Source organism: Testudinibacter crocodili (assembly GCF_006228025.1).
GTDB lineage: Bacteria > Pseudomonadota > Gammaproteobacteria > Enterobacterales > Pasteurellaceae > Chelonobacter.
Map to the genome: position 1 here is coordinate 1 of NZ_VDHF01000080.1, position 15,727 is coordinate 15,727.

Annotated in this window: 14 protein-coding genes; 12 read left to right on the plus strand and 2 right to left on the minus strand. The window is 48.4% G+C overall.

The annotated features are described in order from the left end of the window. Positions 1–139 precede the first annotated feature (139 nt). The 3 genes from FHQ23_RS09030 (at position 140) to fbpC (ending at position 4,387) form a co-directional block, all read left to right on the plus strand. Positions 140–1,177 carry an ABC transporter substrate-binding protein gene (locus FHQ23_RS09030; protein ID WP_139614038.1) on the plus strand — a complete coding sequence of 346 codons (1,038 nt, stop codon included), beginning with the start codon at positions 140–142 and terminating at the stop codon, positions 1,175–1,177. 66 nt (positions 1,178–1,243) lie between these two features. Further along, positions 1,244–3,301: an ABC transporter permease gene (locus FHQ23_RS09035; protein WP_139614039.1), complete on the plus strand. Its 2,058-nt coding sequence runs from the start codon at positions 1,244–1,246 to the stop codon at positions 3,299–3,301. A gap of 30 nt (positions 3,302–3,331) precedes the next feature. After that, positions 3,332–4,387 carry a ferric ABC transporter ATP-binding protein gene (fbpC, locus tag FHQ23_RS09040; RefSeq protein ID WP_139614040.1) on the plus strand — a complete coding sequence of 352 codons (1,056 nt, stop codon included), beginning with the start codon at positions 3,332–3,334 and terminating at the stop codon, positions 4,385–4,387. Between the two features lie 60 nt (positions 4,388–4,447). Here fbpC and FHQ23_RS09045 read toward each other — a convergent pair whose 3' ends face one another. Then, on the minus strand, positions 4,448–4,864 hold the full coding sequence (locus FHQ23_RS09045) for a PACE efflux transporter (RefSeq protein WP_139614041.1): 417 nt from the start codon (positions 4,862–4,864) through the stop codon (positions 4,448–4,450). A 448-nt stretch (positions 4,865–5,312) separates the two neighbouring features. Here FHQ23_RS09045 and rnr point away from each other — a divergent pair, with 448 nt between their 5' ends. The 9 genes from rnr to FHQ23_RS09090 all read left to right on the plus strand — a co-directional run bounded on the left by rnr (position 5,313) and on the right by FHQ23_RS09090 (position 15,041). After that, positions 5,313–7,694 carry a ribonuclease R gene (gene rnr / locus FHQ23_RS09050; protein WP_139614042.1) on the plus strand — a complete coding sequence of 794 codons (2,382 nt, stop codon included), beginning with the start codon at positions 5,313–5,315 and terminating at the stop codon, positions 7,692–7,694. 39 nt (positions 7,695–7,733) lie between these two features. Next, positions 7,734–8,855: an S-(hydroxymethyl)glutathione dehydrogenase/class III alcohol dehydrogenase gene (locus FHQ23_RS09055; protein ID WP_139614043.1), complete on the plus strand. Its 1,122-nt coding sequence runs from the start codon at positions 7,734–7,736 to the stop codon at positions 8,853–8,855. Positions 8,856–8,912: 57 nt separating this feature from the next. Further along, positions 8,913–9,752, plus strand: coding sequence for an S-formylglutathione hydrolase (fghA, locus tag FHQ23_RS09060; protein WP_139614044.1), 840 nt, complete (start codon positions 8,913–8,915; stop codon positions 9,750–9,752). 56 nt (positions 9,753–9,808) lie between these two features. After that, positions 9,809–10,546, plus strand: a complete 738-nt coding sequence (gene rlmB, locus FHQ23_RS09065; protein ID WP_139614045.1) for a 23S rRNA (guanosine(2251)-2'-O)-methyltransferase RlmB — start codon at positions 9,809–9,811, stop codon at positions 10,544–10,546. A 677-nt stretch (positions 10,547–11,223) separates the two neighbouring features. Further along, entirely contained in the window at positions 11,224–12,036 is an 813-nt protein-coding gene (locus tag FHQ23_RS09070; protein ID WP_139614046.1) for a pyridoxal phosphatase, read from the plus strand. 131 nt (positions 12,037–12,167) lie between these two features. Further along, entirely contained in the window at positions 12,168–12,605 is a 438-nt protein-coding gene (locus FHQ23_RS09075; RefSeq protein ID WP_139614047.1) for a YgiW/YdeI family stress tolerance OB fold protein, read from the plus strand. Between the two features lie 85 nt (positions 12,606–12,690). Next, on the plus strand, positions 12,691–13,359 hold the full coding sequence (locus tag FHQ23_RS09080) for a response regulator (RefSeq protein WP_139614048.1): 669 nt from the start codon (positions 12,691–12,693) through the stop codon (positions 13,357–13,359). Further along, positions 13,349–14,704, plus strand: a complete 1,356-nt coding sequence (qseC, locus tag FHQ23_RS09085; protein WP_139614049.1) for a quorum sensing histidine kinase QseC — start codon at positions 13,349–13,351, stop codon at positions 14,702–14,704. The genes FHQ23_RS09080 and qseC overlap by 11 nt, the downstream gene beginning before the upstream one ends. Before the next feature lie 106 nt (positions 14,705–14,810). Next, complete coding sequence (locus FHQ23_RS09090; RefSeq protein ID WP_139614050.1) at positions 14,811–15,041, plus strand: YgaP family membrane protein; 231 nt, start codon at positions 14,811–14,813, stop codon at positions 15,039–15,041. Between the two features lie 80 nt (positions 15,042–15,121). On the opposite strand, the gene leuD is transcribed toward FHQ23_RS09090, so the two are convergent. After that, positions 15,122–15,724: a 3-isopropylmalate dehydratase small subunit gene (gene leuD / locus FHQ23_RS09095; protein ID WP_139614051.1), complete on the minus strand. Its 603-nt coding sequence runs from the start codon at positions 15,722–15,724 to the stop codon at positions 15,122–15,124. Positions 15,725–15,727 lie beyond the last annotated feature (3 nt).

Here is a 15,727-nt window from a genome sequence, read left to right on the forward strand (position 1 = left end):
AGATCAACAGACCCTAAGTATTTGCGAGTTCGATCACATAATTTTCTTTTTTATTTGTATAGAATAATTTAACAGATTAAATGTTGTTTATAGTACAAAATCAACCACTTTTATTTTCATTTGAAAAAAGGAAATAACCATGAAATTCAATACACTGGCTGCTACCGTTTCAGCCGCTCTGCTCAGCACAGCCCTGTTAAGCGGTGGCGCAAATGCTGCCGGACGTTTGGTCATTTATTGCAGTGGCACGAATGCCTTATGTGAAGCCGAAACAAAAGCCTTTGGTGAAAAATATGATGTCAAAACATCTTTTATTCGTAATGGCTCCGGCAGCACTTTCGCTAAAATCGAAGCCGAAAAAGGCAATCCGCAAGCCGATGTTTGGTACGGCGGCACCTTGGATCCGCAATCGCAAGCCGGCGAATTAGGGCTGTTGGAAGCTTATGCCTCGCCTAACCTCGCACAAATTGTCGAAAAATTCCGTGATCCTGCCAAAGTGAAAGGCAATTACACCTCAGCGATTTATATGGGGATTTTGGGTTATGGCGTGAATACCGAACGCTTGAAAAAATTGGGCATCAATGAAGTACCAAAATGCTGGTCCGATTTAACCGACCCACGCTTAAAAGGCGAGGTTCAAATCGCCGACCCGCAAAGTTCCGGCACGGCGTATACTGCCATTGCCACGTTTGTGCAGTTGTGGGGTGAAGACAAAGCCTTTGACTACTTTAAACAGCTACACGGCAATATCTCGCAATACACCAAATCCGGGGTTACGCCATCGCAAAATACTGCGCGCGGTGAAGCCACTATCGGCATCGGTTTCTTGCATGACTACGCCTTGGCAAAAGAGAAAGGTGCGCCGGTTGAGCTGATTGTGCCTTGCGAAGGCACCGGCTATGAACTGGGCGGCGTCAGTATTATCAAAGGCGCACGCAACTTGGATAACGCCAAGCTGTTTGTTGACTGGGCACTGTCGAAAGAAGGGCAAGAGCTCTCTTGGAAAAAAGGCGAATCTTACCAAACACTGACCAACACCACTGCCGAGCAGTCTGCCAGTGCGTTTGATCCGAACAAGCTGGTGTTGATTAACTATGATTTTGAAAAATACGGTTCTGCCGACGAAAGAAAACGGTTGATCACCAAATGGGTTAACGACGTCAAACTGGCTCAATAAATTTTAATAGTACGGGAATACCGCACTGGAAACAGGCGTATTCCCTTTTCGTTTCTGCGAGGTTTTATGCATTCCGCCAGACCGCCAATACTACAAACCGCATCCTTTTGGATTCTTTTAGCCTTTGCCGCCTTTTTGCTGCTGCCGTCCAAAGCACTGGATTACGGACTTTTTGATTCGACCAGCGACGAGATTCTCACCGCCATGGGCTGGTCTTCCGTCAATTTGAGTTGGCTGTGGTTCTTGCCGCTGATTGCGATTTGGGGCATTCAAAAACTCACGCTCCCGGCAGGGCAACGACAAAAAATCGGCTTAATGCTGGTCGCGGCGACCGCACTTTTTGTGCTGCTAAGCGCCATGTTTTTCCGCGTCAGTCTGGGCTATTCCACGATTATCTTGATGATCTCCCTGACCGCACTTGCCACTCTGTATTTAGCCAAGCTGAAAGTGATGCAAGGCGATCAATTTATTATCGCCTCCTTAATCAGCATTGTATTGCTGATTTTCTTTTTTATCGTCTATCCGACCATTGCGATTTTTATTTCAATGTTCTACGACGGCGATGTTTTTGCTCCTGAACAAGTGGTCAGGATTCTCGGACAATCTTATATTATCCGTGTTATCGGCAATTCGCTGTTTCTGTCAGCTTTTGTCGGCATTCTGTCCACCGTATTCGGCTTGGCTTTTGCGCTTTACACCACCCGAATCGCGCGCAAAACCGCCTTCATCGGCAAAATCTTCTCGATTTTACCGATTGTGACGCCGCCGTTTGTGGTCGGTCTGGGCGTAACCCTGATGTTGGGGCGTTCCGGCTATGTCACTGAGTTTTTAGATACCTACTTAGGATTCACCAACCACAACTGGCTGTATGGTTTCAATGGGATTGCGATTGCCCAAATTCTGGCATTCACCCCGATCTCTTTTATGATTTTGGACGGGGCGCTGAAATCGATTCACCCGTCGATTGAAGAAGCCTCTTATACGCTGCGTGCCAACCGTTATCAAACCTTTTATAACATCATTTTTCCGTTGCTGCGTCCGGCACTGGCCAACTCTTTTTTAATCGTGTTTATCCAATCGTTGGCAGACTTCAGTAACCCATTGGTGTTGGGCGGCAGTTTTGATGTGATCGCCACCCAGATCTATTTTTATATCGCCGGCTCACAGTTGGATTACGCTTCGGCCAGTACGCTAGGCTCAATCTTACTGATTTTCTCGCTGGCGATCTTTATCATTCAGTATATCTGGATCGGCAACCGCTCTTATGTCACCGTGTCGGGCAAATCCTACCGGGGCGACGTGCAAGAACTGCCGCCGATGCTGCGCAATGTGATTATTGTGATGCTGGCAGGCTGGGTGCTGTTTAATATTGCACTGTACGGCAGTATTTTCTACGGCAGCTTCACTGTCAACTGGGGTGTGGACTACAGCTTCACCTTCAACAACTACATCATGATGTTCGGACAAGGGTTTAGTGAAGGCGCTTGGCCATCGCTGATCAACACCCTTATCTACGCCGGCATTGCCGCCCCGCTGACCGCACTTTTCGGTTTGCTGATCGCTTACATCGTGGTGCGCAAAGATTTCCAAGGCAAGAAAACCCTCGAGTTTTTGACCATGCTGTGTTTTGCCGTGCCGGGAACGGTGGCCGGGGTCTCTTATATTCTGGCGTTTAACAATGCGCCGTTGTATATCACCGGCACCGGTATCATCATTATCATTTCGATGGTGATGCGCGATCTGCCGATTGGTATGCGTGCCGCAATCGCCGGTTTAGGGCAGCTGGACAAATCCTTGGACGAAGCCTCGCTGTCGTTGAAAGCCGGCTCGTTAAAAACCATTCTGTTTATTGTCTTTCCGCTGCTCAAACCGGCGCTGCTATCGGCATTGGTCACCAGTTTTGTGCGGGCAATGACCACCGTCAGCGCTATCATCTTTTTGGTCACTGCCGACACCCGGGTCGCCACGGCGTACATCTTAAACCGGGTCGAGGACGGCGAATACGGGGTAGCGATTGCCTACGGCTCGGTGCTGATTGTGGTGATGATGGCGATTATTTTACTGTTTGACTGGATCGTGGGCGATACCCGAATTTCCCGTTCGAAAGCGAAAAAAATGCAATAATATCGGGCTATAAAATTAAGAGAAAATAATATGGATAATCAAGATCAAGAGTTCTTAGTATTAAAAAATATCACCAAGTCTTTCGGCAAATCAGTGGTGATCGATAACTTAAATTTGACCATCAAACGTGGCACTATGGTGACATTGCTCGGTCCTTCTGGCTGCGGCAAAACGACCGTTTTACGTTTGGTAGCAGGTTTAGAAAATCCAACTTCAGGACAAATTTTTATTGACGGTGAAGATGTCACCAAATCCTCGATCCAAAACCGCGATATTTGTATCGTTTTCCAATCGTATGCGTTGTTTCCGCATATGTCGATTGGCGATAACGTCGGTTACGGGCTTAAAATGCAAGGCGTGAGCAAAGCGGAACAGAAACAGCGGGTGAAAGAGGCGCTGGAACTGGTCGATCTGGCGGGATTTGAAGAGCGCTTCGTCGATCAAATCTCCGGCGGACAACAGCAACGGGTGGCACTGGCACGTGCATTGGTGCTGAAACCGAAAGTATTGCTGTTCGATGAGCCGCTGAGTAATTTGGACGCCAACTTACGACGCAGTATGCGCGAAAAAATCCGTGAATTACAACAACGTCTGGGTATCACCTCGCTGTATGTCACCCACGATCAATCGGAAGCCTTTGCAGTCTCCGACGAAGTGATCGTAATGCACAAAGGGCATATTATGCAAAAAGCCGCTGCCAAAGAGCTGTATCTGCACCCTAATTCGCTGTTTTTAGCCAATTTTATGGGCGAATCCAATATTCTGCCGGGCATATTACAGGGACAAAACGTAACGGTTAATCAGTATCGCTTTGAACTGGCAAACCGAGCTCAATTTGATTTGGCAGACGGCGAATGCTTGGTCGGCATCCGCCCTGAAGCCATTTCACTGCTCAGCAGCGGTGAAGAGAGCCAGCGTTGCGATATCAAAAGTGCGGTTTACATGGGCAACCACTGGGAAATCGTCGCCGATTGGCACGGACAATCCCTGCTGATCAACCTTAATCCGGAAGACTTCAATGCCGGACAACAAAGCGCCTACGTGCATTTTTCTTCCAGAGGCGTATTTTTGTTAGCGAAGGAATAAGTGGCTATTGACCATAAAAATCGGGAAACCGTTAGTTTCCCGAATCTTACCTGTATTTGACTAAGCTCTACGCCTAATAATCCACACCCGCACATGGTCATAAACCCAGTTGTACAACACCGTATAAAGCAAAATAAAGACGGTGATGCCCAGATCCATGATAAACGCTTGGTAAAAGCTGATATTCAGCAAATATGCCACCACTGGGATGGTGAACAGCAATAAACCGCCTTCAAATAACAGCGCGTGCAAGCACCGCACTTTGAAGCCGCGTAATACCCTTTCGCCACGAAAAACCCGGTCAAAGCCCCAGTTAAACACAAAATTCCACACCATCGCCATCAGCGAAATCACAATAACCGTCGCCGACAGCGCACTCACCGAATGATCGGTCAGCAACGTCAAGCCGATAACTGAAAATATCACTGCCAAAACTTCAAACAGGGCGGCATGGAAAATCCGCTCGACAAAAGACATGTTATCCTCTCTGGTTTAACACTCGTTGAAATGAGCGAATATGCCCTAATCTAGTCAAAAAGTGAAGTGTTTAATTAACGTCTATTGATGAGAATTACAATGACGATTGTGCTCATTTTAAACACAATCCCCAGGACTATGACGACTTTTGCCTTATATTAGCAAAAAGTAGTGGCGAAAAAGCGGCTATAGCTCAAATAACAAACAAACATCAACCGTTGCTATTATGGCTACAAGCCGTATTGCAGCCTGTTTATTATAAAGCAGTCCAGATACATCAAAACTACAAAAACCAGTGAATTAACACCAACAGTCAAAGTTGTCATTACACGCTATTTAATCGCTAGCTACCCTTGCTTTCCACCGCACAGAATGTCAAACTGATCAACGTTTTCATTTATTCATAACAAAAAACAGCGAGAAAAACGCAATATAAAAAGGAGAAATTATGTCAAAAGATCCCAATTATCAGGCGGAAGCGGAGAAGTATGACAATCCGGTTCCAAGCCGTGAATTTATTTTACAAACTATTCGTGAACACAATGCGCCGATGAGTCGGCAGGCGATTCTGACCGCACTTAAGATTAGCGACGAAGAGCAGGTTGAAGGCATGCGCCGTCGCTTGCGGGCGATGGAAAACGATGGGCAATTGGTGTTTACCAAACGCCAATGTTATGCCCTGCCGGAAAAATTGTCGTTGCTGAAAGGTACGGTAATCGGACACCGTGACGGCTACGGTTTTTTGCAGGTGGAAGGCTCGGTCGGCGGCAAAAAAGAGGACGACTGGTTTATTCCCAACGGACAAATGCAGCGGGTGATGCACGGCGATTATGTGCTGGCGCAGCCGAACGGCTTTGATCGCCGCGGGCGGCAAGAAGTGCGGATCGTGCGGATTTTGGAGAGCCGTAAGAAACAGATTGTCGGGCGCTTTTTTATGGAATCCGGCATTGCCTTTGTGGTGCCGGACGACAGCCGCATCAGCCACGATATTCTGATTCCGAACGAACACCGTCTGGGTGCACGCATGGGGCAAGTGGTGGTAGTCGAGCTGCAACCACGCACCCGCAACCACAATCCGGTCGGGATTATCACCGAGATTCTGGGCGACAATATGGCGCCGGGCATGGAAGTGGAAATCGCCTTGCGCAACCACGACATTCCGCATATTTTCCCAGAAAATGTATTGAAGCAGGTTTCTAGCCTCAAAGAAGAGGTGACCGAAGAAGCCAAACAAGGGCGGGTGAATCTGCGCGATCTACCGTTGGTCACGATTGACGGTGAAGATGCACGCGATTTTGACGATGCGGTGTATGCCCGCAAAAACGGCGACAGCGGCTGGAAACTGTGGGTGGCAATTGCTGATGTCAGTTATTATGTGCGGCTGAAAACCGCACTTGATGCTGAAGCCCGCAACCGTGGCAATTCGGTCTATTTCCCGAACCGAGTGGTGCCAATGTTGCCGGAGGTGTTGTCGAACGGGCTGTGTTCGCTTAATCCGCAAGTGGATCGGTTATGCATGGTCTGCGAAATGGATATTTCCAAAAAAGGCAAGATGACCGGCTATAAGTTCTACGAAGCGGTGATGAACTCGCACGCCCGTTTGACCTACACCAAAGTGTGGCGGATTTTAGAGGGCGACGAAGAACTGCGCCAACGCTACGCCTTGCTGGTACCACACTTAGAAGAGCTATACAATCTGTTTAAAGTGTTGAACGAGGCGCGCAAAAAACGTGGTGCGATTGATTTTGAAACCATCGAAACTCAATTTATTTTCAATCCACAAGGACGCATCGAACGGATTGAACCGGTGGTGCGCAACGATGCCCACAAAATCATCGAAGAGTGCATGATCCAGGCCAATATTGCAGCGGCGACGTTTGTGGAAAAAGCACAAGAACCGGCGCTGTTCCGCATTCACGCCAGTCCAAGCGAGGAAAAACTGATGGCATTCCGTAGTTTTCTCAACGAGTGCGGTTTAACCCTAGGCGGCGGGTTGAAACCAACCCCGGCGGATTACGCCGAATTGATGACCCAAGTGAAAGCACGCCCCGATAACGAGCTGATCCAAACCATGCTGCTGCGTTCACTCAGTCAAGCGGTCTATTCCGCCGACAATATCGGGCATTTTGGTTTGGCATTGGACAACTACGCCCATTTCACCTCACCGATTCGACGTTACCCGGATTTAAGCCTACACCGTGCGATTAAATACCTGATTGCCAAAGAGCAAGGCAGCAACAAGCGCTCGACCAACGGCGGCGGCTTCCATTATCTGCTGGACGACATCGATCTGCTCGGCGATCACTGCTCCACCACCGAACGCCGTGCCGACGACGCCACCCTTGAAGTGGCCGATTGGCTGAAATGCGAATATATGCAAGATCATGTCGGCGAAGAGTTTGACGGCATTATCTCCACAGTCACCGGTTTCGGGCTGTTCGTGCGCCTGAACGATTTCTTTATTGACGGTTTGGTGCACATCTCCACCCTCGACAACGATTATTACCAGTTCGACAGCGCCGGTCAGCGTTTAATCGGTGAGAACAGCGGTATGTATTACCGTATCGGTGACAAAGTGCGGATCAAAGTCGCTGCGGTCAGTCTGGAACAAAAACAGATCGATTTTGTGTTGATCGCCAGTGAACGCAAGCCGCAACGGGAAGGCAAAACCGCCAAAGATCGGCTGAAGAAAAATGTGCGTTACGCCGAAAGTTTGGAAAAACGGCTGCGTGACGGCAGAGGCGGTAAAGCCGATCCGAAACGTGCCGAGAAGAAGAAAGCGCCACGCAGTAAAAGCGGGGCATTCAGTAAAAGTAGAAAACGTAAATAAATATTCCATTAACCCGATACCATAACAAGGAGAACGCCGATGACTGATTTTATCAAAACACGAGCTGCTGTTGCTTGGGCGCCGAATGAGCCGTTGAAAATCGAACAATTGGATTTGATGCCGCCGCAAAAAGGCGAAGTATTGGTACGGATCGCCGCCACCGGCGTGTGTCATACCGATGCTTACACCCTGTCCGGCAAAGACTCCGAAGGGGTTTTCCCTTGTGTGTTGGGGCATGAGGGCGCCGGCATCGTCGAAGCGGTCGGCGAAGGCGTTACCAGCGTGGCGGTGGGCGATCATGTGATTCCGCTCTACACCGCCGAATGTGGCAAATGCAAATTCTGCCTATCCGGCAAAACCAATCTCTGTTCCTCCGTGCGTGAAACCCAGGGCAAAGGCTTGATGCCGGACGGCACGGTACGTTTCTTCAAAGACGGACAGCCGATTTATCACTATATGGGCTGTTCAACCTTTTCCGAATACACGGTGGTCGCCGAAGTATCACTAGCCAAAGTTCAGAAGGAAGCTCCATTAGAGGAGATCTGCCTGCTCGGTTGCGGCGTCACCACCGGCATGGGCGCAGTGATCAACACCGCCAAAGCCAAGAGTGGTGACAGCATTGCGATTTTCGGCTTGGGCGGTATCGGCTTGGCGGCGATTATCGGCGCGCGTATGATTGGCGCTAGTCGGATTATCGGGATCGATGTCAACCCAGAAAAATTTGACATGGCAAAAAAATTGGGCGCAACCGACTGTATCAATCCAAAAGATTTTGACAAACCGATTCAAGAAGTAATTGTCGAGATGACCGACGGCGGCGTGGATTATTCATTTGAGTGCATCGGCAATGTTGATGTTATGCGAGCGGCGCTAGAGTGCTGTCACAAAGGTTGGGGCGAATCGGTGATTATCGGTGTGGCGCCTGCTGGGGCGGAAATTCGTACCCGTCCATTCCAATTGGTGACCGGACGGGTGTGGCGAGGTTCGGCATTCGGTGGCGTGAAAGGCCGCACCCAGTTGCCAAAAATCATTCAGCAATATCTGGACGGCGAATTTGCCCTCAGCGATTTTATCACCCACACCATGCCGCTGGAGCAGATCAACACTGCCTTTGACTTGATGCACGAGGGCAAATCGATTCGCAGCGTGATTCACTATTAATTCCTTAACCTCAAAGTGCGGTCAGACCGCACTTTACTGTTTCTATATGAGGATCTTATGACAACATTGACACTGATCAGCAGCAATAAAATGTTTGGCGGTCAGCACCAGCGCTATCGCCATTTCTCTTCTGCCACCCAATCTGAGATGACTTTTGCCGTCTATCTGCCACCGCAAGCCGAGCAGCAAAAAGTGCCATTGCTGTATTGGCTGTCCGGTTTAACCTGCAACGATGAAAATTTTTCCACCAAAGCCGGCGCACAACGCTTGGCAGCGCAATACGGTTTTGCGCTGGTGATGCCCGACACCAGTCCGCGTGGCGAAATGGTGGCTGATGCTGACAGCTACGATCTGGGGCAAGGCGCCGGATTTTACCTGAATGCCACCCAACAACCTTGGGCTGCGCACTACCGAATGTACGACTATATCGTCGATGAATTGCCGTCACTGTTGGCAAAACACTTTCCGCTCAATGGACAAGCGGCAATTTTCGGCCATTCGATGGGCGGACACGGCGCACTAATGATCGGTTTGAGAAACAGCGAGCGGTTTAGCTCGATTTCCGCCTTTGCGCCGATCGTCAATCCCAGCAAAATTCCGTGGGGCATCAAGGCTTTTGGTACTTATTTAGGCGACGATCGCAACAGTTGGACACAATATGACAGTTTGCAGCAATTGGCGCACGCCAAACGTAAACTGCCGATCTTAATCGATCAAGGCGACGCCGATAGTTTCTATCCTGAACAACTGCAACCACAAAAATTCGTGCAAAGTGCGGTCGAACACGGCTTCAGCGTTGAATTTAATCTACGTCCCGGCTATGATCACAGCTACTATTTTATCGCCAGCTTTATCGAACCGCACTTTGCGTTTCACGCTAAACATTTTGGCTACTGAGCAAGCGGTTTTTATGCTATCTTAACGTCCCCATAAATGAATAACAAATACCAAATATGAGCGAAAACATTTACGGAATCCATGCGGTTTCCTCTTTTTTAAACACGGCGCCGGAGCGAATTATCGAAGTCTACGTGCTGAAAGGACGTGAAGATAAACGCTTGCAGCCATTGCTAAATCAGCTACAAAATTTAGGCATTGCCATTCAGCAGATGAACCGAACAACGCTGGATAAAAAAGCCGACGGTGAAGTGCATCAAGGCATTATTGCGCGGGTGCAGCCAGCAAAAGAGCTGAATGAAAACGATCTGGATCTGATTTTAAGTAGCAAACAGGCACCGTTTTTGTTGGTGCTGGACGGTGTGACCGATCCGCACAATTTAGGCGCTTGTTTGCGTACCGCCGATGCCGCAGGCGTGGATGCGGTGATTGTGCCAAAAGACAAATCGGCGCAACTCACTTCCACCGCACGCAAAGTCGCCTGTGGCGCTGCGGAAAGCGTGCCGTTGATTCGGGTTACTAACCTTGCCAGAACCTTGCGTGAATTGCAGCAACAGCATAATATCTGGGTGATCGGCACAGCTGGAGAAGCAACAGAAACCTTGTATCAGGCTAAACTGGACGGCGCCATTGCGCTGGTGATGGGCGCCGAAGGCGAAGGCATGCGCCGCCTGACCCGTGAACATTGCGATCAACTGATAAGCATTCCAATGGCGGGCAGCGTCTCTTCGCTCAACGTTTCCGTCGCCACCGGAGTGTGCTTATTTGAAATGGTGCGCCAACGGATAAAGTAAGCCTTGTTATATTTCTCTTCTCCCTCGATGGGAGAAGTAAATAATGTGCTGGCAACTCAATTAGTGAAAATGCTGGAACGTAGTCGTTAGAATTCCTTCGCCCCTTGTGGGAGAAGGACAGATTTTGGCTTCGTTCAGAAGCAAAAATCAGGATGAGGGGGTAGGATGCAGTGCTGCGATCCGATATCTCACCCTCATCCGCCCTTCGGGCCCCTTCTCCCATCAAGGGAGAAGGAAGCCATGTGCTGGCAACTGAATTAGTGAAAATGCTGGAACGTAGTCGTTAGAACTCCTTCGCCCCTTGTGGGAGAAGGACAGATTTTGGCTTCGTTCAGAAGCAAAAATCAGGATGAGGGGGCAGGATGCAGTGCTGCGATCCGATATCTCACCCTCATCCGCCCTTCGGGCACCTTCTCCCATCAAGGGAGAAGGAAGCCATGTGTTGGCAACTGAATTAGTGAAAATGCTGGAACGTAGTCGTTAGAATTCCTTCGCCCCTTGTGGGAGAAGGACAGATTTTGGCTTCGTTCAGAAGCAAAAATCAGGATGAGGGGGCAGGATGCAGTGCTGTGATCCGATATCTCACCCTCATCCGCCCTTCGGGCACCTTCTCCCATCAAGGGAGAAGGAATTATAAAAATTTCGTATCTCAACCTACCGCTTTAAAAGGATAAACCATGAAATATCGTGTAGTAGCATTTGATTTAGACGGCACTTTACTCAACAGCCAAGGCGAAATTCTGCCGAGCAGCATCGAAGCCATCAATGCCGTGCGTGAGAAAGGGGTGAAAGTGGTGTTGGTAACTGGTCGCCATCACACGGCGGTGAAGCCTTATTACCACCAACTGCAACTGGATACTCCGATTATCTGTTGCAACGGCACCTATATCTACGACGTGAAAAACGACAGCACGCCGATTGCCAATCCGTTCAGCTGGCAGCAAGCACGCAAAGTGATTAAAGTAGCTGAGGAGTTGGGCATTCATCTGCTGATGTACACCCGTAATCAAATGACCTTCACTGAGTTCAATCCGCATATGCGCAAATTCAGCGAATGGGTGGCACGCTGTCCGGAAGCTGTGCGCCCGGATCTGCGTCAACTCAGCAGTTTTTATGAGCCGCTGGCTGCCGGGGAAGCGATCTGGAAATTTGTGATCAGCCACCCTGACCGCACGTTGATGGAAAGTGCGGTGGCGCAATTGCCGAGCGACCAATTTAGCTGCGAATGGTCTTGGATTGATCGGGTCGATGTTGCCAACAACGGCAACAGCAAAGGCGGGCGTTTGTTGGATCTGCTGCAAAGCTGGAATATCGATCCGCAGCAGGTGATCGCCTTCGGCGACAATCACAACGATATCAGCATGCTAACGGCGGTCGGTTTAGGCGTGGCGATGGGCAACGCGGAAGAAGACGTGAAATCACAGACCAAACTGGTGACCAGCGATAACGATCACAACGGCATCCAACAGGTTTTGGAAAAATATATTTAAAAATTTTAACGGTTAAGTTTTTTTTAAGAACTCTTTGCTTTAATACCCTCAACAAAGCGCAGCAGCATTGATCATCATGCAACCGCACTTTGCCAATATTTGATGAAAATTAAACTCGGAGAGTATCTATTATGAAAAAATTAGCCCTTGTATCAGCCTTATTAGTTGCCATCAGCGGAACCGCACTGGCGGCAACCCAAGCCACTGAAACGACACAGCCGACCTTTGGTGGTGAGCGAATCGCACAAAAGCATGACGGGAAACACCGTGACGGCAAAACGCAACGCGGTGGTTTTAATAATGAACAAGCTGCAGCGATCAAAGTCACCGAGGTGCAAAATGCCAAAGATGATCAACCTATCGTCTTGGAAGGTTTCATTGAAAAACAAGTCGGCAAAGACGATTATTTATTCAAAGATGACAGTGGCAGCATTGAAGTAGAAATCGAGCGTCGTGCTTGGGCAGGGCAAGAAATCACCCCAAACGACAAAGTTAAATTGTTTGGTGAAGTGGATAAATCTTGGAATAAAACCGAAGTAGAAATTTACCGTGTTATCAAAGTACAATAGATAGCGTACAGCAACCATAGCACACAAACACAACCGCACTTTTAACCAAGTGCGGTTTTCCCCATTCAAGCTAACGGAAATAATCATGCGAATCTTGCTCATTGAAGACGATCCTCTGATCGGTGACGGCCTAAAAGTTGGTTTAACCACCTTTAATTATACGGTGGATTGGTTTAAAGACGGCAAAACCGGTTTTCAAGCACTGGATTCTGCCCCCTATGATGCGGTGGTGCTGGATCTCACTCTGCCGAAAATGGACGGCATGGATATTTTGCAACAGTGGCGCAAGCAAAACCAAGATGTGCCGGTGCTGATTTTGACGGCGCGTGATAGCTTGGAGCAACGGGTCAGTGGCTTGAAACAGGGCGCAGATGACTATCTGTGCAAACCGTTCGCCTTAAGCGAAGTGGCAGCACGGCTAGAGGCGCTGATTCGCCGCCGCAACGGTAACCTCAACCCGATAATGACTCACGGCAATCTGAGCTTTGAGCCGGATAGCCGTATGGTTAAAATTGACGGGCAGCCGATCAACCTGACTACGCGCGAATTTAAACTGTTGGCGCTGTTTCTATCGAATAAAGACCGAGTGCTGCCACGAGCTTTAATCGAAGAAAAACTACACGGTTGGGATGATGAAATCAGCAGCAATGCGCTGGAAGTACATATCCACAATCTACGTAAAAAACTGGGTAACCATTTTATCCGCACAGTACACGGTGTCGGCTACACTTTAGGTAACGTGGATGAAAATTAGTAGTCTGCGATTACGCCTGATTATCATCCTCTCTTTCGCTTCACTGCTACTGTGGAGCGTTGCCACCATTATCGCTTGGCTGAAAGCCAAAGACGAAACCGACAAGGTTTTCGACACCCAACAGATTTTATTTGCCGAACGGCTTGCCTCCTCCAATTTACGCCAAATGCTGGTGCAGCAAAACAGTGGACGAATCAATAAAAGCGTGAAATCAGCCAAACATATCCGTAAAAAACTATTAGATGATGAGGCATTAGCCTTTGCGATTTTCACCCGTGATGGCGAGAAACTGCTGTCCGACGGTGAACACGGTGATGAAATCGCCTTCTCTCCGGCACGTGGTTTTTCCAAGCAAACAATTGACGACGATCTATGGCGGATTTTCTGGCTGCCTGCCGGTAATAATGGTGAGGTAATGATCGCCGTTGCACAAGAATTTGAGTATCGTAAAGAGGTGGTTTCCGACATTGTTTTTAGCCAACTCTGGGTTTGGCTGGCAGGACTACCCATCCTATTGGCGCTGATTATTTTTGTCGTTACTCGTGAACTGGCATCGGTAAAACGATTGCAACGGAAACTCAACCGACGCTCTCCCGAAGACAACAGCCCGATTACGGTACCGTCACTACCAACAGAAATTCAGCCGATTGTGGACAGCTTAAACCATTTCTTTGACCGCACTTCAAATATGCTATTGCGCGAACGCCGCTTCACTTCTGATGCCGCCCACGAATTGCGCAGTCCGCTGACCGCACTTCGGGTGCAAACTGAAATTGCACAGCTTGCCGGTAACGATGTGGCGATGCGCAACCAAGCATTAAGCAATTTGACCAAAGGTATCGACCGCGCCAGCCAATTAATCGAACAACTACTCACGCTTTCACGTTTGGATTCAGTGGTCGAGCTGGATAATTTGGAGCCGATTCAATGGCAGGATTTGATCGAGTCACTGATCGGCGAGCGCTATTTTTCTGCGGCTAAAAAGCAGATTATGCTAGAATTTCAGCAATATGGGCAACCGCCGTTGCAACAAGGTCAACCGTTGTTGGTCTCACTGATGTTACGCAACCTGATCGACAACGCAATTCATTACTGCCCTAATGGCAGCAAAGTGACGGTTTCACTCTATTCCGATCACCTGACGGTATCCGACAATGGCGAAGGCGTCAGCGAGGAAGTATTGTCTAAACTGGGACAACGTTTCTATCGCCCTGCCGGGCAAAATGAAAAAGGCAGTGGCTTAGGGCTGTCGATTGTCACTCGAATTGCAGAATTACACCACTATTTAGTTAAGTTTAGAAATGTTATTCCAAAAGGATTTGAAAGCGAGATCCGATTCGAATAATCCAAAAGTGGTATTTGACATCGTTGTTAAAAATCGGTATTAATAAAATTGAAAAGTAGTAGATCCTTGCTCCAACTTTAGTTTAAAACCATTATATGGAGGGGCTATGCCTAAAAAATTACGCAAAAATCTGGGAACACCCGAACGCATTATTCGAATTCTACTCGGTATCACCCTATGTGTGCTAAGTGCGGTCAAAGTCATCGGTCCGTGGGGATACATCGGGATTTTGCTAACGATCAGCGGATTGCTGAGTTACTGCTTAATTTATAAATGGTTAGGCATCTCCACCTGTGTCAACAATTGCGAAATTGATTTTGATGATGAGCACACCTGATTAACCTAACAGCAAGATCACAAAACCGCACTTTATGCCGAAATGCAAAGTGCGGTTTTATCGCAAAAGTTGAGCGCTAGCTAACGCAAAAACGCCGGAATATTTTGCTCATACTGCGCAATTTTATCTTCGTGCTGCAACGTCAAACCGATGTTATCCAAGCCTTCCAACAAACAATGACGGCGGAATTCATCCAAATCAAAATGATAGACTTTATCTCCGACGGTCACGGTTTTCGCTACCAGATCGACATCAATCGGTTTGCCCTCGTTTGCCCACACCCATTGGAAAATCTCTTCGACTTCCTCTTCGCCTAAACGGATTGGCAGCATATGGTTGTTGAGGCTGTTGTTATAGAAAATATCAGCAAAACTTGGGGCGATCATCACTTTAAAGCCGTAATCCGCCAGTGCCCAAGGTGCGTGTTCACGCGACGAGCCACAGCCCAAATTTTTGCGTGCCAATAAAATGGTTGCGCCTTGATATTGCGGATAATTCAGCACAAATTCTGGGTTTGGCTGAGTACCGTCCACATCAAGATAGCGCCATTCGTGAAACAGGTGTTTGCCAAAGCCGACACGAGTAATCGCCTGTAAAAATTGTTTCGGAATAATCGCATCGGTATCCACATTGGCAGCATCCAGTGGAACGACTAAACCTGAAAGTTGTTTAAAACCTGCCATGCT

Coding starts and splice junctions, on each gene's coding strand:
- fbpC (WP_139614040.1), top strand. CDS start 3,332: ATGGATAATCAAGATCAAGAGTTCTTAGTATTAAAAAATATCACCAAG.
- fghA (WP_139614044.1), top strand. CDS start 8,913: ATGACAACATTGACACTGATCAGCAGCAATAAAATGTTTGGCGGTCAG.
- FHQ23_RS09070 (WP_139614046.1), top strand. CDS start 11,224: ATGAAATATCGTGTAGTAGCATTTGATTTAGACGGCACTTTACTCAAC.
- FHQ23_RS09035 (WP_139614039.1), top strand. CDS start 1,244: ATGCATTCCGCCAGACCGCCAATACTACAAACCGCATCCTTTTGGATT.
- FHQ23_RS09030 (WP_139614038.1), top strand. CDS start 140: ATGAAATTCAATACACTGGCTGCTACCGTTTCAGCCGCTCTGCTCAGC.
- rlmB (WP_139614045.1), top strand. CDS start 9,809: ATGAGCGAAAACATTTACGGAATCCATGCGGTTTCCTCTTTTTTAAAC.
- FHQ23_RS09075 (WP_139614047.1), top strand. CDS start 12,168: ATGAAAAAATTAGCCCTTGTATCAGCCTTATTAGTTGCCATCAGCGGA.
- FHQ23_RS09055 (WP_139614043.1), top strand. CDS start 7,734: ATGACTGATTTTATCAAAACACGAGCTGCTGTTGCTTGGGCGCCGAAT.
- FHQ23_RS09045 (WP_139614041.1), bottom strand. CDS start 4,864: ATGTCTTTTGTCGAGCGGATTTTCCATGCCGCCCTGTTTGAAGTTTTG.
- leuD (WP_139614051.1), bottom strand. CDS start 15,724: ATGGCAGGTTTTAAACAACTTTCAGGTTTAGTCGTTCCACTGGATGCT.
- FHQ23_RS09090 (WP_139614050.1), top strand. CDS start 14,811: ATGCCTAAAAAATTACGCAAAAATCTGGGAACACCCGAACGCATTATT.
- rnr (WP_139614042.1), top strand. CDS start 5,313: ATGTCAAAAGATCCCAATTATCAGGCGGAAGCGGAGAAGTATGACAAT.
- qseC (WP_139614049.1), top strand. CDS start 13,349: ATGAAAATTAGTAGTCTGCGATTACGCCTGATTATCATCCTCTCTTTC.
- FHQ23_RS09080 (WP_139614048.1), top strand. CDS start 12,691: ATGCGAATCTTGCTCATTGAAGACGATCCTCTGATCGGTGACGGCCTA.